16 protein-coding genes and 1 tRNA gene are annotated in these 24,147 nt (G+C 64.9%); 13 read left to right on the top strand and 4 right to left on the bottom strand.

The genetic code is table 11. The features are described from left to right. Positions 1-20: 20 nt before the first annotated feature. A complete protein-coding gene (locus ACVIN2_RS02835) occupies positions 21-1,304 on the top strand; it encodes a hypothetical protein (protein ID WP_456764418.1) in 1,284 nt (427 codons plus the stop codon). A 63-nt stretch (positions 1,305-1,367) separates the two neighbouring features. After that, positions 1,368-1,685 (top strand): hypothetical protein, encoded by a 318-nt coding sequence (locus tag ACVIN2_RS02830; protein ID WP_231170941.1) that lies wholly within the window; start codon positions 1,368-1,370, stop codon positions 1,683-1,685. A gap of 63 nt (positions 1,686-1,748) precedes the next feature. On the opposite strand, the gene ACVIN2_RS02825 is transcribed toward ACVIN2_RS02830, so the two are convergent. Together ACVIN2_RS02825 and ACVIN2_RS02820 are read right to left on the bottom strand one after the other, a co-directional pair. Continuing rightward, positions 1,749-1,991 (bottom strand): hypothetical protein, encoded by a 243-nt coding sequence (locus ACVIN2_RS02825; RefSeq protein ID WP_456764417.1) that lies wholly within the window; start codon positions 1,989-1,991, stop codon positions 1,749-1,751. A 154-nt stretch (positions 1,992-2,145) separates the two neighbouring features. Further along, positions 2,146-2,222: transfer RNA gene (locus ACVIN2_RS02820), tRNA-Arg, on the bottom strand. A 402-nt stretch (positions 2,223-2,624) separates the two neighbouring features. Between ACVIN2_RS02820 and ACVIN2_RS02815 the strand changes: the two genes are divergently transcribed. From ACVIN2_RS02815 to ACVIN2_RS02790, 6 genes are all read left to right on the top strand, one after another. Further along, positions 2,625-7,829 (top strand): alpha-2-macroglobulin family protein, encoded by a 5,205-nt coding sequence (locus ACVIN2_RS02815; protein WP_456764416.1) that lies wholly within the window; start codon positions 2,625-2,627, stop codon positions 7,827-7,829. An 86-nt stretch (positions 7,830-7,915) separates the two neighbouring features. Further along, positions 7,916-10,024, top strand: coding sequence for a penicillin-binding protein 1C (pbpC, locus tag ACVIN2_RS02810; RefSeq protein WP_456764415.1), 2,109 nt, complete (start codon positions 7,916-7,918; stop codon positions 10,022-10,024). 50 nt (positions 10,025-10,074) lie between these two features. Next, complete coding sequence (locus tag ACVIN2_RS02805) at positions 10,075-11,817, top strand: ArnT family glycosyltransferase (protein ID WP_456764414.1); 1,743 nt, start codon at positions 10,075-10,077, stop codon at positions 11,815-11,817. A gap of 1 nt (position 11,818) precedes the next feature. Continuing rightward, on the top strand, positions 11,819-12,664 hold the full coding sequence (locus ACVIN2_RS02800; RefSeq protein ID WP_456764413.1) for a phosphatase PAP2 family protein: 846 nt from the start codon (positions 11,819-11,821) through the stop codon (positions 12,662-12,664). Between the two features lie 63 nt (positions 12,665-12,727). Next, positions 12,728-13,474, top strand: a complete 747-nt coding sequence (locus ACVIN2_RS02795) for a glycosyltransferase family 2 protein (RefSeq protein WP_456764412.1) — start codon at positions 12,728-12,730, stop codon at positions 13,472-13,474. Next, positions 13,471-13,809, top strand: coding sequence for a lipid-A-disaccharide synthase N-terminal domain-containing protein (locus ACVIN2_RS02790; RefSeq protein WP_027517911.1), 339 nt, complete (start codon positions 13,471-13,473; stop codon positions 13,807-13,809). The genes ACVIN2_RS02795 and ACVIN2_RS02790 overlap by 4 nt, the downstream gene beginning before the upstream one ends. Positions 13,810-13,815: 6 nt before the next feature. On the opposite strand, the gene ACVIN2_RS02785 is transcribed toward ACVIN2_RS02790, so the two are convergent. Together ACVIN2_RS02785 and metC are read right to left on the bottom strand one after the other, a co-directional pair. Next, complete coding sequence (locus ACVIN2_RS02785; protein WP_456764411.1) at positions 13,816-15,507, bottom strand: Na/Pi cotransporter family protein; 1,692 nt, start codon at positions 15,505-15,507, stop codon at positions 13,816-13,818. A gap of 155 nt (positions 15,508-15,662) precedes the next feature. Further along, the gene (gene metC / locus ACVIN2_RS02780; RefSeq protein WP_456764410.1) at positions 15,663-16,847 is read right to left on the bottom strand and encodes a cystathionine beta-lyase; all 1,185 of its coding nucleotides are present in this window, start codon (positions 16,845-16,847) and stop codon (positions 15,663-15,665) included. Between the two features lie 393 nt (positions 16,848-17,240). Here metC and ACVIN2_RS02775 point away from each other — a divergent pair, with 393 nt between their 5' ends. The 5 genes from ACVIN2_RS02775 (at position 17,241) to ACVIN2_RS02755 (ending at position 24,095) form a co-directional block, all read left to right on the top strand. Beyond that, positions 17,241-18,257 (top strand): amino acid ABC transporter substrate-binding protein, encoded by a 1,017-nt coding sequence (locus ACVIN2_RS02775; RefSeq protein ID WP_027517914.1) that lies wholly within the window; start codon positions 17,241-17,243, stop codon positions 18,255-18,257. 25 nt (positions 18,258-18,282) lie between these two features. Further along, positions 18,283-19,488, top strand: coding sequence for an amino acid ABC transporter permease (locus tag ACVIN2_RS02770; protein WP_456764409.1), 1,206 nt, complete (start codon positions 18,283-18,285; stop codon positions 19,486-19,488). Continuing rightward, entirely contained in the window at positions 19,485-21,005 is a 1,521-nt protein-coding gene (locus tag ACVIN2_RS02765) for an amino acid ABC transporter permease (protein WP_456764408.1), read from the top strand. Before ACVIN2_RS02770 ends, ACVIN2_RS02765 begins: the two co-directional genes overlap by 4 nt. Positions 21,006-21,016: 11 nt before the next feature. After that, positions 21,017-21,754: an amino acid ABC transporter ATP-binding protein gene (locus tag ACVIN2_RS02760; protein WP_247286117.1), complete on the top strand. Its 738-nt coding sequence runs from the start codon at positions 21,017-21,019 to the stop codon at positions 21,752-21,754. Between the two features lie 100 nt (positions 21,755-21,854). After that, positions 21,855-24,095: a tetratricopeptide repeat protein gene (locus ACVIN2_RS02755; protein WP_456764407.1), complete on the top strand. Its 2,241-nt coding sequence runs from the start codon at positions 21,855-21,857 to the stop codon at positions 24,093-24,095. The last annotated feature ends 52 nt before the right edge of the window (positions 24,096-24,147 follow it).

Here is a 24,147-nt window from a genome sequence, read left to right as displayed (position 1 = left end):
AGACGCTCGTCAAGATTCGCATGGAGACCACCGAGGCCTATCTCGAACGAAAGCACAGGGAAATCGGGCTGCTGAACGATTGCCTGAGGAGCCCGCTGCATTTGGCTCGGCCGCAATCGGTCGAGGAGGTCGTGGACTGCAAATTTCAGCTCGCCGCCGCGCTGCGCGCGGAGCATGCGCTGCAGGACTGGAAGGCGACGGAGACGGCCTGGTCGCACGCGGCGTCTCCCAGCAGCGGTCCGTTCACGTTCAGCTACGATTATCAGCGCGCGGACCTCAAGGTGTGCGGTCCCTCGTTTTATGAACTCGAGCGGGGCTGCAGGAGCGAGGCGATCTATACCGCCTCCGGCATGGCCGCGATTTCCGCGCTGCTGCTCGCGACGGCACGGATCATCGGCAAGGCAGACGTCGTGGTGCTGGAGGGCACCTACGGCGAGACACTGGAGCTGATCGAGAGCCTCGTTCCCCATTTACGGCTTGTGACCGCCAGGCTGCCGTTGGGCGAAGCGTTTGCTGCGGCGGCCGTGCCACGGCTTCTGCTGCTGGATTCATGCGCTCCTGCCGGGGCGTTCGAGGCGGCTCTGCGCTGCGACGGTTCGGGGCTCGATCTGCTGATTTTCGACACGACATGTTTCGCCGGCAGATCGGGGCGCATCCGGCGCGTCCTGAGATGGGCGGCGCGATGGGACATTCCAGTCGTGTTGGTGCGAAGCCACAACAAGCTGGATTCGCTCGGGGTGGAATACGGCCGGCTCGGCTCTGCCGTGTTCGTGCATTGGAGCCGGAAGGACCTCAAGGCAGGCCAACTGCTGTCTGAAAGCCTGGCGACGGAAACCCGCAATGCCGTCCGGCTCCTCGGTGGCGCGGCGTTGCCGGCGCACTTTCCGCCGTTCGTGGGCTCAGCGGCCTATTGGGCCCTGACGAAAAGGCGGGTCGCGGCAATTCTGCGCAACGGTCGCCACACGGCGCGATATTTCGCCTCCGAACTCGCTTCGCTCTCGGCCGAGCTGCATTTCACCCATGGCCTCTATGTCACGCTTCGCGGCAGGCGCGCCCTCGATGAGGCGACAGCGCGGGAGGCGGCCAAGGACATGAGCCGCGACCTGAGCGGCAAAGGCTTCCCCATTCGCCACGCCGGCAGTTTTGGTTTTGATTTCGCGGCGACCGAGTGGTTTCACGACGCGACCACGGATCGGTACAGCGTCCGGGTCGCCGTGCCGGATTTGCCGACCGGGTTGTGGAAGAATCTTGCGGCGGCGATCGCCGAGTGGTGGGCGCGACATCAGGGCGACCGTGAAGGGTGAGTACGGTGCAAGGCCATGACAGAGCGACCGAAAGCGTTTCCTTACAGGGAATGCACGTGGCATGTGTCAGACGAACAGTCCCAGCAATGGCTTGCGGTGCTTGAAAAGACGGGTGCAGCCAACGTCCGAGCGCGCCTAGCCCAGACCGACGCGGCATCCGCAGGAGCGATTGCGATCGGAACCGCGCCCGTCATGACGATCGGGTTCGCCCAGGAATGGCTGAACTGGAAAGATAATCAAAAATCCGAGGCGGATATCGAACGGCACGAGCGGCAGATCTGGTGGACTCGGACCGCGGCAATCGCCGCATCGGTCGCCGCCTTGAGCGCATTGTTCGGCTGGATTTGGACGATCTTCATCCGGGGGAATAACGGCCTGTAACAAACATGATTGTTGCGTTGCGCATACATCCGCGAGACGAGAGCGGCGACAAACTGCGCTGTTTCAATCGATCGCCAGGCATTCTTCCACGGCCGGCTTCTGGTGGCCGCGACGTGCCCACGCCTGAACGGCGAAGGCGAGTTGGTGCTGACTGGCGGCCGCGTCCGCGATGGAGGCCCGCGCCGTCGCGATGGGCTTCGTGACCACACCGGGGTTCACGACTCCCGCGTCAACTGCCAGGAACGATATTGCCACAATCGCCACCGCAGATGCGATAGCCATTCTCGTCAAGTCGGATAGTGGCATCGAAGTCCTTATCGGGCGCATGTCGCTTGGCGCATAGATAGCGCTCGTTTGCCCGGATCAAAGGCCCGAGCGAGGCGACCCACGCGTTCGTGAAGGGCGGATTCTGCAGGTGCGCGCCGTAGATCGGGACCACGATCAACGTTTGAGACTGAAATGGCGATCCCGGCAGGAATCGAACCTGCAACCCTCAGAGTAGAAATCTGATGCTCTATCCAGTTGAGCTACGGGACCGTCTTGAGCCGCCCTGGTTGGGGCCGGCTGTTCATCTACCATGCCATTATGAAAAATATCGTCTTTCGCCAAGCCTGAACCGAACCGTTTTCCGCGAAGCCGCGACAAAGCGGAACGGTGGGGTGTCAGGGTGCCGGGTTGAGCGGCAGCGGACTGGACGATGGATCACATCGCCGGGAACGCTGACCAGCTTCCGGGACACGGCCGCCGGACGACTGGTCGGGTATTGCTGCGCCATCAGGACGGCGTGCGCGGCGGTAGCTTGATCGGTCTCCTCTGGGCGTGCCTTGTCATGGCGAATGCGACGGTTTGCAGCTTTGGTTCCATCGCCTTGAGTCCGTCACCTTTCCGCGCATTTCATGCGACAAGCGGCGTTCGTCCGCGATTTCCGGGAGTCCATCCATGATCGGTCTTGTTCGCGCCGTCACACTCTGCGCCACGCTGGCGTTCGGCCTTAGCGTAGCGCAGGCCGCCGACAAAGCCTTCAAGCGTGACGACCTCGCCGATTCCGCGATCAAGCTGGAGGCGCAGATCAAGGGCGAGGCGGGGCCGGTCGCCAAGTCCGGCGCAAGTTTACGCACCGACGCCGATGCTGCCTTCCGGCGCAACGACTATCGCACCGGCCTGTCGGTGCTCGGCCAGATCGCGGCGACCACACCGGAGGACGCCGGCAACTGGCTGCGGCTGGCAAAGGTCATCTTCCAGATATCGCCGAAGAGCTCGAGCGAGCAGACGTTCCTGCTGGAGCGCGCCTCGACCGCCGCCTACATCGCCTACCAGCGCGCCGGGAATGCGGGCGAGGAGGCCGACGCGCTCGCGGTGCTCGGCAAGTCGCTGTCCGAACGCAAGCTGTGGCGGCCGGCGCTGGATGCGCTGCGGCTGTCGCTCGACATGAGGGAGGTCGCCGATGTCCGCGGCCAATATGAGAAGATGCGCGACGAGCACGGGTTTCGGCTGCTCGACTACACCGTAGATTCGGACTCCGCTAGTCCACGCGCTTGCTTCCAGTTCTCGGAGGAGCTGGCAAAACGCACCGATTTCGCGCCGTACCTCGCGCTGGCGGGCCAGGACAAGCCGGCCCTGTCGGCCGAGGGCAAGCAGCTCTGCGTCGACGGGCTCAAGCATGGCGAGCGCTACAACATCAATCTGCGCGCCGGCCTGCCGTCCACCGTGAAGGAGGGCCTGCCGAAATCGGCCGAGTTCAACGTCTATGTGCGCGACCGCAAGCCCTTCGTGCGCTTCAACAGCCGCGCCTATGTGCTGCCGAGGACCGGCCAGCGCGGCATTCCCGTCGTCAGCGTCAACACGCCAGCCGTCAACATCAACGTTTTCCGGATCGGCGACCGCAATTTGATCAACACGGTCGTCGACAGCGATTTCCAGAAGACGCTGTCGAAATACCAGCTCAGTGATCTCGGCGGCGAGCGCGGCGTGAAAGTCTGGACCGGCGAGCTTGCGACCGCGATGACGCTGAACCAGGACGTCACCACCGCATTCCCGGTCGATCAGGCGCTCGGCGAGCTCCAGCCCGGCGTTTACGTGATGACGGCCGCGGCCAAGGGGCCGGGTTCGGACGACGACTACCAGCTCGCCACCCAATGGTTCATCGTCTCCGATCTCGGCGTCACGGCCTATTCCGGCAATGACGGCATCCATGTCTTCGTGAATTCGCTGGCGTCGACCGATCCGGTCGGCAAGGCCGAGGTGAGGCTGGTCGCGCGCAACAACGAGATCCTGGCCACCCGCAAGACCGATGACAGCGGCCATTTGCTGTTCGAGGCAGGGCTTGCGCGCGGCGAGGGCGGCCTGTCGCCGGCGATGCTCACCGTGACCGGTGAGAAGGCCGACTATGCCTTCCTCAGCCTCAAGTCCTCCGCCTTCGACCTGTCCGACCGTGGCGTTTCGGGCAGGGCCGTGCCTGCCGGCGCCGACGCCTTCGTCTATGCCGAGCGCGGCGTCTACCGCTCCAGCGAGACCGTCTATCTGACCGCGCTGTTGCGCGACGGGCAGGGCAATGCCGTCACCGGCGGGCCGATGACCCTGGTGATCGAACGTCCCGACGGCGTCGAATACCGTCGCGCCGTGCTGTCCGACCAGGGCGCCGGCGGGCGCACCCTGTCCGTGCCGCTCAACTCAGCCGTCCCGACCGGGACCTGGCGGGTGCGCGCCTTCACCGATCCGAAGGGCTCGTCGGTCGGCGAAACTACATTCATGGTCGAGGACTACGTCCCTGATCGGATCGAATTCGACTTGTCTGCCAAGGACAAGCTGATCAAAGCTAACGCTCCAGTGGAGCTTAAGGCAGACGGTCATTTCCTCTATGGCGCGCCAGCCTCGGGCCTGGCGCTTGAAGGCGACATGCTGGTCGCGCCCGCATCCGAGCGGCCGGGCTTTGCCGGCTACCAGTTCGGCGTCGCCGATGAGGAGACCACCTCGAACGAGCGCACGCCGCTGGAGAACCTGCCGGAAGCTGACGCCAACGGCGTTGCGACCTTCCCGGTCACGCTCGACAAGCAGCCGGCCTCGACGCGGCCGCAGGAGGCGCAGATCTTCGTCCGCATGGTCGAGACTGGCGGCCGCGCCGTCGAACGCAAGATCGTGCTGCCGGTCGCGCCTACTGCCGCCATGATCGGCATCAAGCCGCTGTTCGGCGACAAGAACGTCGCCGAGGGCGACAAGGCCGAGTTCGATGTCGTGTTCGTCTCGCCCGAGGGCGAGAGGCTTCGCCGCGACGGCCTGCGCTACGAGCTCCTGAAGATGGAATCGCGCTACCAATGGTATCGCCAGAGCAATTACTGGGAGTACGAGCCGGTCAAATCGACATCGCGCGTCTCTGACGGCGACGTGACCGTTGCCGCGGACAAGCCGTCGCGGATTTCGCTCACCCCACGGCCCGGCCGCTACCGGTTGGATGTGAAGTCGAACGACGCCGACGGCCCGGTGACCTCGGTACAGTTCGACGTCGGCTGGTATTCCGACGGCAGCGCCGACACGCCGGACCTCCTGGAGACCTCGATCGACAAGCCACAATACGCCTCGGGCGATACGATGACCGTGTCGGTCAACGTCCGCAGCGCCGGCAAGCTGACGGTCAACGTGCTCGGCGATCGCCTGCTGACGACGCAGACCATCGACGTCAAGGAAGGCACCGCCCAGGTGAAGCTCCCGGTCGGCAAGGACTGGGGCACCGGCGCCTATGTGGTGGCGACGCTGCGCCGTCCGCTCGATGCGGCCGCGCAACGCATGCCGGGCCGTGCCATCGGCCTCAAATGGTTCGGCATCGACAAGCAGACCCGCACGTTGCAAGTGAAGCTGACGCCGTCGGCATTGATCCGGCCGAATGCGATGTTGAAGATCCCGGTCAAGCTCGACGGGCTCAATCCGGGCGAGGACGCCAAGATCGTCATCGCCGCGGTCGACGTCGGCATCCTCAATCTCACCAATTACAAGCCGCCGGCGCCGGACGACTATTATCTCGGTCAGCGCCGCCTGAGCGCGGAGATCCGCGATCTCTATGGGCAACTGATCGACGGCATGTCGGGCACGCGCGGGCAGATCAAGTCCGGCGGCGACGCCGGTGCCGCCGAGCTCCAGGGCTCGCCGCCCGCGCAAAAGCCGCTCGCGCTCTATTCGGGCATCGTCACCGTTGCCGCCGACGGCACGGCAGAAGTGAGCTTCGACATTCCGGAGTTCGCCGGCACCGCGCGCGTGATGGCGGTGGCGTGGACCGCGACAAAGCTCGGTCGCGCCAACACGGATGTGGTGATCCGCGATCCCGTCGTGCTGACCACGACCTTGCCGCGCTTCCTGCTCAACGGCGACCACGGCACGGTTAATCTCGAGATCGACAATGTCGAAGGGCAGGCCGGCGACTACGTCATCAACGTGAAGACGGGCGGGCCAGTGAAGATGACCGGCAATCCCGCGACCACGGTCAAGCTCGCCGCCAAGCAGCGCAACTCCTTCTCGCTCGCTATCGACGCGACGGCGGCGGGGCAGGCCACGCTCGACGTCGACATCAAGGGGCCGAATGGCCTGGCGCTGGCGCGCCATTATGCGCTCGACGTCAAAGCGGCGACGCAAGTCCTGGCGCGGCGCTCGATCCGGACGCTGGCGAAGGGTGAGAGCCTGACGTTGACCTCGGATATGTTCGCCGATCTCGTGCCGCGCACCGGCAGCGTCTCGGTCTCGGCCAGCCTGTCGACTGCGCTTGATGCGGCGACGATCCTCAAGGCGCTCGATCGCTATCCCTATGGCTGCTCGGAGCAGATCACCAGCCGGGCGATGCCGTTGCTCTATGTCAACGATCTCGCGGCCGGCGCGCATCTGGCCATGGACACCGAGGTCGACCAGCGGATCCGCGACGCGATTGAGCGGCTTTTGGCCCGTCAGGGCTCCAATGGCTCGTTCGGACTGTGGTCGGCGGGCGGCGACGATGCGTGGCTCGACGCGTACGTGACCGACTTCCTGACCCGCGCACGCGAAAAGGGCTTTGTGGTCCCGGATGTGCTGTTCAAGACCGCGCTGGATCGTATCCGCAACTCGGTCGTCAACGGCAACGAGCCGGAGAAGGACGGCGGCCGCGATCTCGCTTACGGCCTCTACGTGCTGGCGCGCAACGGTGCAGCGCCGATCGGCGACCTCCGCTATCTCGCCGACACCAAGCTCTCCAACCTCGCAACTCCCATCGCGAAGTCGCAGCTCGCCGCGGCGCTCGCGCTGGTCGGCGACCGCAACCGTGCGGAGCGGGTCTATGGCGCAGCGCTCGACAGTCTGGCGCCAAAACCGGTGCTGGAGTTCGGCCGCACCGACTACGGCTCGCAGCTCCGCGATGCCGCAGCGCTGGTGTCGCTTGCCAGCGAAGGCAACGCGCCGAAGGCGACGCTGACGCAGGCGGTGTCGCGGGTCGAGACCGCGCGCGGGCTAACGCCCTACACCTCCACGCAGGAGAATGCGTGGCTGGTGCTGGCGGCGCGCGCGCTCGCCAAGGAGAATCTGTCGATGGAGGTGGACGGCCAGCCGGTCAAGACCGCGCTGTACCGCAGCTACAAGGCTGTGACGCTGGAGGGCAAGCCGCTGAAGATCACCAACACCGGAGATGCGCCGGTGCAGGCGGTGGTCTCTGTATCGGGTTCGCCGGTGACGCCGGAGCCCGCGGCATCGAACGGCTTCAAGATCGAGCGCAGTTTCTTCACGCTCGACGGCAAGCCTGCCGATATCAGCAAGGTGAAGCAGAACGACCGCTTCGCTGTGGTGCTGAAGATCACCGAGGCCAAGCCCGAGTACGGCCACATCATGGTGTCCGACTATCTGCCGGCGGGCCTTGAGATCGACAATCCAAAACTGGTGTCCTCGGGTGACAGCGGCACGCTGGGCTGGATCGAGGATGGCGAAGAGCCTGAGGATACCGAGTTCCGCGACGACCGCTTCACGGCGGCCGTCGACCGAGCCTCGGATTCCAAGGCGGTGTTCACGGTGGCCTATGTCGTGCGCGTGGTCTCGCCAGGCAAGTACGTCCTGCCGCAGGCCTATGTCGAGGACATGTACAATCCCTCGCGCTACGGCCGCACCGGGACAGGCACGGTCGAGGTGCGGGCGGCGAAGTGAGTGAAATGAAAGCCGAGCCACATACTCAGTCGTCATGCCCGGGCTTGTCCCGGGCATCCACGGACTTAGGTGCTATTGGCAAGAACGTGGATGGCCGGGACGAGCCCGGCCATGACGGAGCGCGGGGCTGGGGCCGTCGCGTTTTGTCGATAGCCGCCTTCGCGTTTATCCTTACCATCGTCGGCTTCGTCGCATGGGTTTACTCCCTCGGCCCGCTGCCTTTCGACGAAGCACGCCAGGTCTCCACCACCATCGTCGATCGCAACGGCAAGCTGCTGCGCGCCTATGCGATGGCGGACGGGCGCTGGCGGCTACCGGTCGAGACAAAAGCGAACGTCGATCCGACCTACCTCAAGCTGCTGCTCGCTTATGAGGATCAGCGCTTTTACGCACATGACGGTATCGACCCGCTGGCACTGGGGCGCGCTGCGTTTCAGCTTGCCACGCGCGGCCACATCGTCTCGGGCGGCTCGACCATCTCGATGCAGCTCGCGCGGCTGATGGAGCCGCGGCGGCAGCGCTCGCTCTATGCAAAACTGCGGCAGATGGTGCGTGCGATCGAGATCGAGCGCAGCTTGAGCAAGGAGCAGATCCTCGACCTCTATCTGGCGCTCGCGCCGTACGGCGGCAACCTCGAAGGCATTCGCGCCGCCTCGATCGCCTATCTCGGCAAGGAGCCGAAGCGGTTGTCGCTGGCTGAAGCCGCGTTGCTGGTGGCGCTGCCACAATCGCCGGAGACCCGCAGGCTCGATCGCTATCCCGATGCGGCGCGCAAAGCGCGTGACCGCGTGCTCGACCGCATGGTCGAGGAGCAACAGATCAGCCTCGACGATGCCAAGCAGGCCAAGGCCGTTCCCGTGCCGAAGCTGCGCAAGCCGATGCCGATCCTGGCGCCGCATGCTTCCGATGCGGCGCTTGCGACGGTCAAGGACGCGCCCGTCATCAAGCTGACGCTGGATGCCAACCTGCAGAAGGTGCTGGAGCCGCTGGCGCGCGACCGTGCCATTGCGCTGGGACCGAACATCTCGGTCGGCATCATCGTGGTCGACAATGAGAGCGGCGACGTGCTCGCGCGCGTCGGCTCGGCGGATTATTTCGATGATCGCCGGGCGGGGCAGGTCGACATGACCCGCGCGGTGCGCTCACCGGGCTCGACGCTGAAGCCTTTCATTTACGGGCTCGCCTTCGAGGACGGCTTCGTCCACCCCGACAGTCTGATCGACGATCGGCCCGTGCGCTTCGGCTCCTACGCGCCGGAAAATTTCGACATGACGTTCCAGGGCACCGTGCCGGTGAAGAAGGCGCTGCAGCTGTCGTTGAACGTGCCTGCGATCGTCCTGCTCGACCGCGTCGGCGCGAGCCGGCTGGCCTCGCGGCTTCGCCAGGCCGGTGGCAATCTGGTTCTGCCCAAGGACGAGGCGCCGGGACTTGCCATGGGCCTTGGCGGCGTCGGCGTGACGCTGCAGGACCTCGCCCAGCTCTATGCGGGCTTCGCCCGGCTCGGCACCACCAGGCCGTTGCGCGAGATCATGAGCGACAGGGACGACCGCGAGCCGCTTCGGCTGCTCGATCAGGTCGCGGCCTGGCAGGTCGGCAATGTGCTGCTCGGCACCCCGCCGCCGGAGAACGCGGCTCACAACCGCATCGCCTTCAAGACCGGCACCTCCTACGGCTACCGCGACGCCTGGTCGATGGGCTTCGACGGGCGCATGACCATTGGCATCTGGGTCGGCCGGCCCGACGGCGCTCCGGTTCCAGGCCTGATCGGGCGCGTCGCCGCCGCGCCGATCCTGTTCGACGCCTTCGCCCGCACCGGCAAGACGTTCCTGCCGTTGCCGAAGCCACCGAAGGGGACCTTGGTCGCCAGCAACGCCAAGCTGCCGTTGCCCTTGAGGCGGTTCCGCCCGGTCGGGGATCTGGTGCGGACCGGGGGCGAGCAGGCCCTGCACATCCAGTTTCCGCTGAACGGCGCGCGGATCGACGTCGATCGCTCAGGTGGTGAGGCGGGCGCAGCCATGCCGGTCAAGGTCGCCGGCGGCGTCCTGCCCATGACCGTCATGGTTAACGGAACGGCGCTGGGCGAGATCGACGGACGGCGCCAGCGGCTGATCGATCCGCCCGGTCCGGGCTTTGCGCGGCTGACTGTCATCGATGCCACGGGCGCCGCGGACACAGTTGTCATTCGAATTCAATGACCCTGCCTCAAGCGGTTGTGGCGATGGCGGTTTCAGCGTAAGCGGAACCGATGGCCGAGACCTACGCAGCACCCCGTTTTGGAGCTCCCCGCGAGCCGAAATCCCCGGTGAATCCGGGCAGCCGGCTCGTGTCCATGTTCGACATCGCCACGGCCAGCCACGTCCGCGCGGTGAGTTTCCTGCTGCTGTGCGCGCTGCTGCTATTCCTGCCGGGCTTCTTCACGATTCCGCCGGTTGACCGTGACGAGGCGCGCTTTGCGCAGGCCACCAAGCAGATGGTCGAGAGCGGCGATTATGTTGACATCCGCTTCCAGGAGGACGTCCGCTACAAGAAGCCGGTCGGGATCTACTGGCTGCAATCGGCCGCGGTCGAGACGGCATCGGCGCTCGGTCTGCCGAAGGCCGAATTGCGCATCTGGGTCTACCGGCTGCCGTCGCTGATCGGCGCGATCGGTGCCGTGCTGATGACCTATTGGACGGCGCTCGGCTTCGTCACGCGGCGCGCCGCGGTGCTTGCAGCACTCCTGATGTGCGCCTCCGTGCTGCTCGGCGTCGAGGCGCGGCTTGCGAAGACCGACGCGATGTTGCTGTTCTGCGTGGTCGCCGCGATGGGCGCGATGGCGCGGGCGTATCTGTCGTGGCAGCGCGCCGAGGACGAGACGCATCCGCCCTGGAGCTGGCCCGCGATCTTCTGGACGGCTCTCGCTGTCGGCATCCTGATCAAGGGCCCGCTGATCCTGATGTTCGCAGGCCTGACCATCGTCGCGCTCGCGATCCAGGACCGCGATGCCTCCTGGCTATGGAAGCTGCGCCCGCTCTGGGGCCTGATGTGGATGCTGGTGCTGGTGCTGCCCTGGTTCGTCGCGATCTTCTGGCGCGCGGGTGATGCCTTCTTCGCCGATTCCGTCGGCGGCGACATGTTGAGCAAGTTGGGCGCGCAGGAATCCCATGGCGCGCCGCCCGGACTGTATCTGGCGCTGTTCTGGATCACGTTCTGGCCCGGCGCGCCGCTTGCGGCAATGGCCGCGCCCGCGGTCTGGCGCGCGCGGCGCGAGCCCGGCGCGCAATTCCTGCTGGCCTGGCTGGTCCCGTCCTGGATCGTGTTCGAGGTGGTGTTGACCAAGCTGCCGCATTACGTGCTGCCGCTGTACCCTGCGATCGCGATCCTCACCGCGGGCGCGCTGGAGCGGCGCGTGCTGTCCTGGTCCTGGCTGATGCGCGGCTCCGCCTGGTGGTTCGCAATCCCCGTGGGCGGCTCGATCATCGCCGTTGTCGGCGCCGTGATGCTGACGCGGCAACCTGCCTTCGTGGCCTGGCCGTTCATCGCGGCCTCGCTGATCTTCGGCCTGTTCGCCTGGTGGCTTCACGACAACAACCACGCCGAGCGCTCGCTGCTCAACGCGCTGGTCGCAGCCCTGATGCTGGCGGTTGTGGTTTACGGCATCGTGCTGCCGTCGCTGACGCCGGTGTTTCCCAGCATCGAGATCGCACGCGCGCTTCGCAACGTCACCTGCGTCGGCCCGAAGGCGGCCGCGGCCGGCTATCACGAGCCAAGCCTCGTCTTCCTGACGGGTACGCAGACGGTGCTCACCGACGGTTCGGGCGCGGCGGATTTCCTGCGGCAGGGGAGCTGCCGGTTCGCGCTGATCGAGCAGCGTTCGGAGCGCGGCTTCGTGCAGCGCGCCGAGGCGATCGGGCTGCGCTACAAGGTTGGTACGCGCATCGACGGCTACAATTTCTCCCAAGGGCGTGCGATCTCGATCTCGATCTTCCGCTCGGAAGGCACCGAGTAGGATGTCGGCACCAACCGACATCGCGCCGCGCGCGAGCTATCCCGCGCAATTGCTTGCCCTGACGGGGCGCGCTTTGGCGCAGCTCGTGCGTACGCCCTCGCATTCGCGCCGCGCCGAGGCCGCGCGGAAGCTGGCGCGGCATTCGCTGTGGCTCAGTGCGGCGGGCGCAGCCCTGGTCATCGCGCTGATGGTCGTGTTCGACCTGACCGAGATCCAGCTGATGCCGGCGCGTGGCACGCCCGGTCTGTGGCCGATCCGCATCCTCACAGATTTCGGCAAGGACGAGTATGTGCTCTCGGCGCTCGGGGGCGGGCTGGTGGTGCTGGCGCTGGTTGCGGCGGGATTGCGCGGCACAAGCCGCGCATTGCTGCTCGGCCTCGGCACGCGGCTGCAGTTCATGTTTCTGTCTGTTGCCGTGCCGATATTCGTCGCCGAGATCCTGAAATATCTCATCGGCCGCGGACGTCCGTTCGTCGGCGGCAAGGCCAATCCGTTCAACTTCATCCCTTTCGAGGGAACGGGGGCCTATGCCAGCCTGCCGTCGGGTCATGCGGTGACGGCGTTCGCGCTGGCGTTTGCGGTCTCGGCGCTATGGCCGCGCCTGCGCGTATTCATGTTCACTTACGCGATCGTGATCCTGCTGACACGACTGGTGCTGCTCGCGCACCATCCGAGCGATGTGGTGGCCGGCGCCCTGGTCGGCATGGTCGGGGCCATGGCGGTGCGCTACTGGTTCGCGGCCCGCAGGCTCGGCTTTGCCATCCGTGCCGACGGCACCATTGTGCCTCTTGCGGGGGCGGTCTCGGGCCGCCTCAAAAGGGTTGCCCACGGGGCATCCGCCCCATAAAAGCGGCTGCCTGCCGGGACCGCCGGTTCCCGAGCCAAGCCAATTCCAACCACGAGCTTCGATTTGTCGTCCCAGCCTTCGGTGTCCCAGCCCTCGGTTTCCATCGTCGTTCCCGTGCGCAACGAAGCCGACAACATTGTGCCGCTGATCGAGGAGATCGGCGCGGCGCTCGACGGCCGCTGGGCCTATGAGATCATCTACGTCAATGACGGTTCGACCGACGCAACCGGCGAACGGCTCGGCGCGGTCATGAGGCAGCGGGACAATCTGCGCCAACTGCGCCATGCCAAATCAGGCGGCCAATCCGCGGCCGTGCGCAGCGGCGTGCGTGCGGCACGCGGCGCGATCGTGGCGACGCTCGACGGCGACGGCCAGAACAATCCGGCCTTCCTGCCGGACCTGATCGCGGCTGTCGAGAACGGAAGCAAGGTCGGACTTGCCGCCGGACAACGCGTCGGCCGCAAGGATACCGGCTTCAAGAAATTCCAGTCGCGCGTCGCCAACGGCGTCCGCAACGCGATCCTGAAGGACGGTACGCGCGACACCGGCTGCGGCCTGAAGGCGTTCCGGCGCGAGGTGTTCCTGATGATGCCCTATTTCGACGGGCTGCATCGCTTTTTGCCGGCGCTGGTGCGCCGCGAGGGCTACGAGATCGCCTATGTCGACGTGATCGACCGCCCGCGACATTCCGGCGTGTCAAACTACGGTTTCTTCGACCGGCTGTGGATCGGCATCATGGATCTCGTGGGCGTGTGGTGGCTGATCCGCCGCAAGAAGCCGACGCCGGATGTGACTGAGGTGAAGGCATGATCATCCAATACGGTCAGGCACTGAGCAACTATTTCTACGACGTCTTCGTGGCCAAGTTCGACTTCTGGCTCGCGTTCGGCCTCGTCGCGCAGCTGTTCTTTACCGCGCGCTTCCTGGTGCAGTGGATCGCGAGCGAGCGCGCCGGCAACAGCGTGGTGCCGATGGCGTTCTGGTTCTGCTCCATGGGCGGCGGGCTGATGACGCTGGTCTATGGCGTCGTCAAGCGCGAGCCCGTCATCATCCTCGGCCAGGCGCTGGCGACCGTCATCTATATTCGCAATATCATGCTGATCGTGAAGAACCGCGGCCGGGCGTCAAAGACGCTGGAGCGCTGATCCACGCTAGCGCGGCACCGCTGACGCCGCGCCTGAGGCGGGCAGGGCGGCCGTCTCCGTCTCGGTCCTGCGATGGGGCTCGCCGGCCGCGTCGAGCACGGGATAGGCGACCGAGCAGATATGCGAGTGGATGCGGCGCAGGTCCCGCAGCACGTCGAGATGCAGCGACGTGGTTTCGATGGTCTCGGGGCGGCCCTCGCGCAGGCGGTCGAGGTGGCGCTCGACGGCGGCAAGCTCGGTATTGCGCAGCGCCGTCTTCTCCACCAGTAGCTTGCGTGCCTCGTTGGCGTCGCCCGACATGAAGACGCCGAAGGCGATGCGCAGCGAATCCATCGTGCGCTTGTGGAAGGCAGCGAGCTCCTCGGCGCCCTCGGGCGAGAACTGAAAGCGGCGCTTGATCTTCTTGGTCGCGAGCTCGCTCAGGCTCTTGTCGATGATGTCGCCGATATGTTCCAGATTGATGGCGAAGGAGATGATCTCCATGGCGCGCCGGCCCTCGCTCTCGTCGAGGCTGCCCCGCATGAGTTTCGTCACGTAGAGCTTGATGGCTTCGTCGAGGCCGTCGACGATGTTGTCCATTTTCGAGACCTGGTCGACCAGCGCGCGGTCGCCGCTCATCATCGCCGCCATCACCTTGCGCAGCATGATCTCGACGAGATCGCCCATGCGCAGGGTTTCGCGGCCGGCATCGGCCAGTGCCAGCGACGGCGATTCCAGCGCGGTTTCATCGAGATAGCGCGGCCGGGCCGGATCGGCCTCCTGCACGCGATCGGGCAGGAGCCGGGTCAACAAGCGTGACATGGTGTCGAGCAGGCCGATGAAGATCACGGCCGTGCCGACGTTGAAGGCGATATGAAACGCCGCCGTCATCCTGGCGAGATCCGGCTGCCAGGCGTGCATGTGCTCGGCGATCGGGCCCAGGAAGGGCAGGACGAGCGCGATCCCGATCACGCGGTTGACGAGATTGCCCACCGGCAGGCGATAGCTGGCGGGATCGTCACGCTTGGCGCCTTCGAACACAGGATTGATGGCACTGCCGAGATTGGCGCCAAGCACCAGTGCAAGCGCGGCGTAAGGCGAGATGAACTGCGAATAGGCGAGTGACATGATCAGCAGCACGCTGGCGACGCTCGAATGCACCGCCCAGGTGACGAGCGCTGCGATCACGATGCACAGAACGGGATCCCCCGTGATGGAGGACATCACGACGCGGACGCCCGGCGCGTTCTCGGCCGGCGCCAGCGTGTCCAGCAGGATGTGCAGCGACAGCAGCATCAGTCCGAGACCGATCAAGACACGGCCGACATCCTTGATCCGCGAGCGAGGACCCACGCGGAAGGCGACCAGTCCGAGCACGAACAGGACCGGCGCGACGGCGGCGATGTTGAAAGACAGCACCTGCACGATCAACGTCGTGCCGACATTGGCGCCGAGCATGATGGCGAGCGCGGTGACCAGGCTGAGCAGGCCCTCGGCTGCGAACGAGCTCGTGAGCAGCGCGGTCGCGGTGCTGCTCTGGAGCAGCGCCGTCAGCCCGAGACCGGCGGCGAACGCGTTGAAGCGGTTGCCAAGAGCCTTGCCGAGCAGTCGTCGCAGGTCCGGGCCAAAGGCGCGCAGTATCCCGCTGTGGACCATGTGCAGGCCCCACAGCAACAGCGCCACGCCGCCCATCAGATCGAGCAGTACCAACGTTCCCATGCTCCGAGTCCGGATTGGAGTCGATTGGTGAGGCTAGCGCCAAATGCTTGAGGTTCAAACCTTTTCTTGGCGCAGGGGCGTCAACGTTTGCAGCGGCCACGCGTTCCTGCGGCGCGCGTTGGCGCGTCCGCAGGCGCGATGCCTTGTGAGCAGGCTCACATTGCTGCCTTGAGGGCAGCGAAGCCGCGATCGAGGTCGGCCTTGAGGTCGTCGACGCTTTCGAGCCCGATATGCAGGCGCAGGGTGGGGCCGCCCGGCGCCCACTTGGTCGCGGTGCGATAGGCGTCGCAATCGAAGGGAATCACCAGGCTCTCGAAGCCGCCCCAGGAAAAGCCCATGCCGAACAGTTTGAGCGTATCGAGCATGGTGTCGACCGCTTTCTGCGGCGCCGGCTTCAGGACGATGCTGAACAGGCCCGACGCGCCCGTGAAGTCGCGCTTCCAGATCGCATGGCCGGGATCGCTCTCGAGCGCCGGATGCAGCACGCGCGCGACCTCGGGACGGCTCGCAAGCCAGCGCGCCATGTCGAGCCCGGAGCGATGATGCTGCGCCAGCCGTACCGACAGCGTCCGCAGGCCGCGCAGTGCCAGGAAGACGTCATCGGGACCGGCGCAAACGCCGAGCAGGCGGATGCCTTCGGCGATCTGCGGCCAGGCCTTGGCATTGGCCGAGATGGTGCCGAACATGATGTCGGAATGGCCGCCGATATATTTGGTGGCGGCCTGCATGCTGATGTCGACGCCCTGTTCGAGCGAGCGGTGATAGAGCGGCGTCGCCCATGTGTTGTCGTCGATGACGAGCGCGCCCCGCGCATGCGCGACCTCGGCGATGGCGCGGATGTCCGGCATCTCGAACGACTGCGAGCCGGGCGCCTCGACCAGCACGGCGCTTGTGTTGGGCTTGAACAGCTTGTCGATGCCGGCGCCGAGCATCGGATCGAAGTAGGTGGTCTCGACGCCGTAGCGGGTGAGCATGCCGTTGCAGAAATTGCGCGAGGGGCGATAGACGTTGTCGCAGACCAGGAGGTGGTCGCCGGCCTTCAGCACCGACAGCAGGGTGGTCGAGATCGCCGACAGCCCGGACGGTACGATGCCGACGCCGGCGCATTGCGGCCCCTCCAGCGCCATCAGGGTCTCCTGGAACGCACGGGTCGTCGGCGTGCCGTGCCTGCCGTACTGGAACTCGCCGCGATGGGCGTGCAGGTCCTCGGCGGTCGGATAGAGCACGGTCGAGCCGTGGAAGACGGGCGGGTTGACGAACCCCTTCTGCGCCTTGGTGTCGCGGCCGGAGGTGACCAGTCGGGTCTCGGCGTGCTGTTCGGAGGGGTGTGAGGAATCCATGCGTCTGCTTTCAAAAGCGCGTTTCCACCAGGCGCGCTGCGCCCGCGGGCTGGCCGAAAGGCCGCTGTCGTTAATAACAGAACACAGAAGAGTCCCGTCAACCCCTTGACCCGGCACGCCAGTCGTTCTGTTATCGCGGGTGCTATTCAGTCGCCGCATGTTGAGGGGCCTGCCGCGACCTTCGATCCATCGCCTGACCGGACCAAGCGCCACAGCCGTAACGGCGGGCGCCTTCGGCGGGGATTAAGGTAGGGCCTCCCGGGATCGGCGGGTGATCGGCAAGGTTTCCAGCATGACTCTTGCAGGGCTGGTGTTGATACGGCTAGCCCTGGCAGAGACGATCGCAAAGACAACGTTCCTGACCTTGAGACGACTTTGAAAGGCCCAAAGCCCATGAAACGCGTAACCCTGGCTCTCACTCTCGCTCTCGCCGCCGGCCTGACTGCCCAAGCCGCCGATGCGCAAACGCTCAAGACCGTCAAGGACCGGGGCATGCTGTCCTGCGGTGTCAGTCAGGGTCTGCCCGGGTTCTCCTCGCCGGACGACAAGGGCAACTGGACCGGGCTTGACGTCGACGTCTGCCGCGCGATCGCCGGGGCGATCTTCAACGATCCGACCAAGGTCAAGTACGTGCCGCTCTCCGCCAAGGACCGCTTCACGGCGCTGCAGTCCGGCGAAGTCGACGTGCTGTCGCGCAACACCACCTGGACCATCTCGCGCGACACCTCGCTCGGCGCCAACTTCACCGGCGTAACCTATTATGACGGGCAGGGCTTCATGGTGAAAAAGTCGCTCAAGGTGAACTCGGCGCTCGAGCTCAACAGCGCCTCGGTCTGCGTCCAGACCGGCACCACCACCGAACAGAATCTCGCCGACTACTTCAAGGCCAACAACATGAAGTACGAGGTGATCGCGTTCGGCACCAACGACGAAACGGTCAAGGCCTACGAGGCCGGACGCTGCGACGTCTTCACCACCGACCAGTCGGGCCTGTACGCCAACCGCCTGAAGCTTGCCAATCCCGGTGATCACATGGTGCTGCCGGAAATCATCTCGAAGGAGCCGCTCGGACCAATGGTGCGCCACGGCGACGACCAATGGTTCGACATCGTGAAATGGACGCTGTTTGCCATGATCACCGCCGAAGAGCTCGGCGTGACCGCGAAGAACGTCGACGAGAAGACGAAACAGGAAAATCCGGAGTTGAAGCGCGTCCTGGGTACCGACGGCAATTTCGGTGAACAGCTCGGCCTGAGCAAGGACTGGGTGGTGCGCATCGTGAAGGCCGTCGGCAATTACGGCGAGGTGTTCGACCGCAACGTCGGCGCAGGCTCGCCGCTCGGTATCAATCGGGGTCTCAACAATCTCTGGAACAAGGGCGGTCTCCAGTACGCGCCGCCGATCCGCTGACCCCGCCTGATCCGCGCTCGCGGCGATGAGCATCGAGGCTCGCAAACCCCCGCCCCAGATCGCGCTGAAGATCAGGCGCGTGCTGGGAGGCAAGACAGGCTGGAACGGCATCGCCGTCCAGTTTGCCTTCGCTGCGGTCCTGGGCTGGATTGCCTATGAAATCGTCTCCAACGCCCGCGCCAACCTCGAGAACCAGCACATTGCCGCGGGCTTCGGTTTCCTCGCGAACAACGCCGGTTTCGACGTCAATCAGACGCTGATCTCGTATACCGGCTCGGACACGTTCCTGCGCGTGTTCCTGGTCGGGCTCCTCAATACGCTCGTGGTCTCGGTGGTGGGCATCGTGTTTGCCACCGTGATCGGCTTCATCGTTGCGCTGTGCCGGCTGTCGCCCAACTGGCTGCTCGCGCGCATTGGCGAAATCTATGTCGAGATCATCCGCAACCTGCCGGTGCTGTTCCAGATCCTGTTCTGGTACCTGGCGGTGCTCGCGGCCTTGCCCAATCCACGACAGAGCATTTCGCTGCTCGGCATCGCCTTCGTCAGCAATCGCGGTCTCGTCATTCCCCGCCCGATCGGCGAGAGCGGCTTCGAGGCGTTTCTTGCGGTGCTGGCGTTCGGCATCGTGGCTTCGCTGGCGCTGCGCATCCACGCGCGCCGGGCGCTATTCCAGCGGGGGCAAATGATCCGGATCTGGCCCTATGTGCTGGGCCTGCTGTTCGGACTGCCGCTTGTCACCATGCTGGTAGCGGGTCTGCCCTTCAGCTTCGAGCTGCCGCAGCTCAAGGGCTTCAATTTCGCCGGTGGCTCGCGGATCATCCCGGAGTTCGTGGCCCTCACATTGGCCTTGTCGACCTATACGGCCGCCTTCATCGCCGAGATCGTGCGCGCGGGCATCCTCTCCGTCCATAGCGGGCAGATGGAGGCGGGATCGTCACTGGGCCTGAGCCGCGGCACCACGCTGCGCCTGGTCGTCGTGCCACAGGCGATGCGCGTTATCGTTCCGCCGCTGACCAACCAGTACCTCAACCTCACCAAGAATTCGTCGCTGGCCGTCGCGATCGGCTATCCTGACCTCGTCTCCGTGTTCGCCGGCACGTCGCTGAGCCAGACCGGGCAGGCCATCGAGATCATCGCCATGACGATGGGTGTCTATCTCCTGATCTCGCTGATCACCAGCGCCATCATGAGCGTCTACGGTTGGCGCGTCAGCCGGAGTCTCGGCGCATGAGCGATATCACTTCGTCCAGCTTCGTTCGCCAGGACCTTCTCGACGAGCGTCCCGCGCCGGTGAAGACCACGGGCTTCGTCGGCTTGGTGCGGACGCGCCTGTTCAACTCGCCGACCAACATCCTGCTCACGATCGTCGGCGCCTTGCTGCTCTGGTTCACCGTCATTCCCTCCGTCAAATTCCTGATGGTCGATGCAGTCTGGACCGGCAAGGATCGCACGGCCTGCCTCTCCGAGAACGCCGGATTTGCGGTCGGCGCCTGCTGGCCCTACATCCAGGCCAAGCTGCCGCAACTGATCTACGGCTTCTACCCCGAGGCCGAACGCTGGCGGGTCAACCTCACGCTCACCCTGTCAGTCGTCCTGTTGGTGCCGTTGCTCATTCCGCGGCTGCCGTCGAAAGGATTGAACGCAGGCCTGTTCTTCTTTGCGTTTCCGGTGGTTGCATTCTTTCTGCTGCATGGCGGCGGCATCAAGGGATTTGGCCTGAGCTGGACCGCTGACCTGCTGCAATTGTTCGACGACAGCATCATCGGCGCCGGGCAGGCTCTGCTCGGTCTCGGCAAGACGTCGTCTGCCGCACCGCTGTTGTGGGTCGTCGGCAATGTCATCGTGCTCGTGGGTAACCTGATCTACTGGCTGACCTTTCCGCTGACCTGGCTGCGAGATCAGCTGCAGGGGACGGGCCAGTCGGTCTGGGCCGATTTCGCCATCACCGCCGCGATCGTCTCCCTGATCGCCTTCGTTCTCGGCGGCGGCGTTCGCACCGGCGGGCGGGCCCTGACATCCAGCATCGCCACCTTCGCCGCCATCGCACTCGTGATCAAGCTGATGGGGCTCGATCATGGCGGATTGCCGATCGTGCAGACGAACCTGTGGGGCGGACTTCTGGTGACGCTGGTGGTCTCCGTCACCGGCATCGTCACCTCCCTGCCGATCGGCATTGCGCTGGCGCTTGGCCGTCGCTCGACCATTCCGCTGATCCGGATCTTCTCGATCGCCTTCATCGAGTTCTGGCGCGGCGTGCCGCTGATCACCGTGCTGTTCTTCGCCACCTACATGCTGCCGCTGTTTCTCCCGGGCAATTTCACGGTCGACGGGTTGGTACGTGCGCTGATTGGAATTTCGCTGTTTACGGGCGCCTATCAGGCCGAGAACGTCCGCGGCGGGCTGGCTGCGATCCCGCGCGGGCAGGGCGAGGCGGCCGCGGCATTGGGGCTGTCCTGGTGGAAGACGACCTCGCTGATCGTGCTGCCGCAGGCGCTGCGCCACGTCATTCCGAACCTCGTCAACAGCTTCATCTCGCTGTTCAAGGACACTTCCCTGGTCTCGATCGTGGCGCTGTTCGATCTCCTGGGCTCGCTGCGGGCGTCGTTCTCGGATCCGAAATGGTCGTCGCCGTCGACCGCCTTCACCGGGTTCGCCTTCGCCGGGATCATCTACTTCATCTTCTGCTTTGGAATGTCGCGCTACTCGCTCTTCGTCGAGCACCGCCTCAACGCTCACCGCCGCAACTGATCGAGGTCACCATGTCCGACCCCATCGTCAAGATATCCGGCCTGAACAAATGGTACGGCGAGTTCCACGTGCTGCGCGACATCGACCTTGCGGTCGAAAAGGGCGAGCGCATCGTGATCTGCGGCCCCTCCGGCTCGGGCAAGTCGACGCTGATCCGTTGTATCAACGCGCTCGAGGAGTTTCAGGAAGGCGAGATCGTCGTTGATGGCATCGAGCTCGGGCCGAACTTGAAGCACGTCGACGCGGTGCGGCGCGAAGTCGGCATGGTGTTCCAGAGCTTCAACCTGTTTCCGCACCTCTCCGTGCTGGACAATTGCACGCTGGCGCCGATCTGGGTGCGCAACATTCCCAAGAAGGACGCCGAGGCGGCGGCGATGAAGTTTCTGGAGCGGGTCAAGATCCCGCACCAGGCCAACAAGTTTCCGGGACAGATGTCCGGCGGTCAGCAGCAGCGCGTCGCGATCGCCCGCGCGCTGACGATGAACCCGAAGGTGATGCTGTTCGACGAGCCGACCTCGGCGCTCGACCCCGAAATGGTCAAGGAGGTGCTGGACACCATGGTCGACCTCGCCGAGGAGGGCATGACCATGCTGGTGGTCACCCACGAGATGGGCTTTGCCCGCGAGGTCGCCAACCGCGTGGTATTCATGGACGCGGGCCAGATCATCGAAGCCAACACGCCCAAAGAGTTCTTCGCGGCCCCGCAGCACGCTCGCACCAAACTGTTTCTGAGCCAGATCCTGCGCTGAGCACCAGCAATCCGGTGGTGCCGCGGGTCTAACCGGCCCGCCAGCTTGGCACCATGCGAATCGGCCAGCCTCTTTTCGGGCTATCCTCCGGAGAGAGACTTTGCAGAGCAGCGCCGGCGCGCGCGCATTCCAGAACGCGCGATTGCAAAAGAAATTGAAGAAGCAGGCCGACGCGCTCATGTCCGCCGCGGTTCAGGCGCTCGGGCAGGGCCGACACGCGGAGGTCGAGACACTCTGCCGCCGGATTTTGACGGAGGTTCCGGATCATTTCGACGCCGCGCACCTGCTCGGCCTGCGCGCGTATGATGGCGGGCGGCTCGAGGAGGCGCAACAATTGCTCGAGCGCGCGACGGCGCTCGATCCGCGTTCGCCCGATGCCCATGGTAATCTCGGGGCAGTGTATTTCACCCTCCAGAAGTTTCAGGACGCTCGCGCATGCCAGGAGAAGGCGATTGCGCTGAAGCCGAATTCTCCGATCGCCTTGACCAATCTCGGCAATACGCTGCTGCACATGGGCCTCGCCGAGCAGGCTATCGAGCTGCACGATCGCGCTATCAGGCTGAAGCCGGACTATGCCGATGCATTTTGCAATCGGGGCATGGCGGAGCTGATCGAAGGCCAGTTCCAGCGCGCCAAGGGCAGTTTCGATCGCGCCCTCGCTTTTCAGCCGCGCCACGCGGAAGCGATCGCGGGCAAGGGCATGGTATGCATCGAGCTCCGGCACTACGAAGAGGCGGCCGCAGCGATCGCGGCAGGGCTCGCGATCAAGCCGGATTCACCGAAGATTCTGGCGCAGCGCGGACGGCTCAATCTCGATCTGTCGCGGCTGGAGCAGGCGCTCGCGGACTTCGATGCGGCACTGGCGCTTTCACCAAGGCTCGAAGTCGCCTTGCAGGGAAAGGCGCAAGTCAACATTCTCAAGGGCAACACGGCCGAGGCGATTGCGGCGGTCAAGACATTGCTCGAGGAAAGTCCGCGGTCCGACATCGGAATTGCGCTTCTGGCTTCCTGCTATGCCAGTCAGGGAGACATCGCGACGGCGCTCGAACATCTCGATGCGGGGTTGGCAATTGCGCCTGATTATGCGGACTTGATCGGGCGCAAGATATTCTTTCTGGATTATCTCCCCGAGGCGGATTTTGCAGTCCAGCAGGCTGCGCGAAAACATTGGTGGAAAGCGATCGGCGCCAAATTACCGCAAAGGGCGTTGTCGCCCCGCACGTTCGATCCGGACAGGCGGATCTTGATCGGGTATGTCGCTTCCGAATTCAGGAACCACTCGGCAGCGTTCGCTCTGTTGCCGGTGCTGCGCCATCATGATCACGCCAGGTTTGAGATCGTCTGCTATTCGTGCTCGCCGGTACGGGATGAGATAACGGACGAATTCAAGTCGATGGCGGATGTCTGGGTCGACGCCTGGCAGATGTCGGACGACGAGTTGGCCGATCATATCCAGGCCGACAAGGTCGATATCCTGATCGACGTCTCCGGGCACACGACCGGCAACAGGCTCCACGTCTTCGCTCGCAAGCCGGCCCCGATCCAGGTCTCGGGGTTTGGTCACGCCACGGGCACGGGCCTTCAGACCATGGACTACGTGCTCGCGGATCCCGTCTTCATTCCGCAATCGGCGCGCCATCTGCTGGCTGAAAAGGTCTACGACCTGCCGTGCCTGATCACGATCGATCCTATTTTGGATGTGCCGCCTTCGGAGCCTCCCATGCTTCGCAACGGCCATGTCACCTTCGGCGTATTCAACCGCATCTACAAGATCTCGGACGAGGCCATCCGGGTCTGGTCGAAAGTGATGCGCGAGGTGAGGGGTTCGAAGATCATCATCAAGCATACCCTGCTTGACGATCCCATGCTGCGCGACAATTTGGTCGCGCGGTTCGTGGCACAGGGCATTGCCGAGAAGAATGTCACCTGCCTGGGCTCGTCGCCGCGCCACGAGCACCTGCGGGCGTTTGCGAACGTCGACATATCGCTCGACACGTTCCCGCAAAACGGCGGCGTCAGCACCTGGGAATCGCTCTATGCGGGCGTTCCGGTCGTGGCCAAGCTCGGCAACGGCGCCTCGTCGCGCGCCGGCGGGTCGATCGTGGCTGCTGTCGGTCTCGACGACTGGGTCGCCAAGGATGACGAGGGCTATGCCGCAATCGCCTGCAAATATGCGGCTCAGCCTGATTATCTGGCGAAGTTGCGCGCGGATTTGCCGGCCCGGATCGCAGCGTCCCCCGCCGGCAATGTCGAAATCTACGCGGCCAGGGTCGAAGCGGGTTACCGTCAGTTCTGGCGCGACTATTGTGCCGCGGCTGCCGAAGGCAGCGACGTTGCGTAAGGGACCAGCAATCCCGGGCCGCTGAGCCCCGGGAAATCCCGGGATACCACGG

The sequence above is a fragment of the Bradyrhizobium sp. USDA 3650 genome (assembly GCF_054057395.1).
The sequence above is the reverse complement of the archived record's forward strand: the minus strand, read 5'-3'. Positions and strand labels throughout refer to the sequence as shown.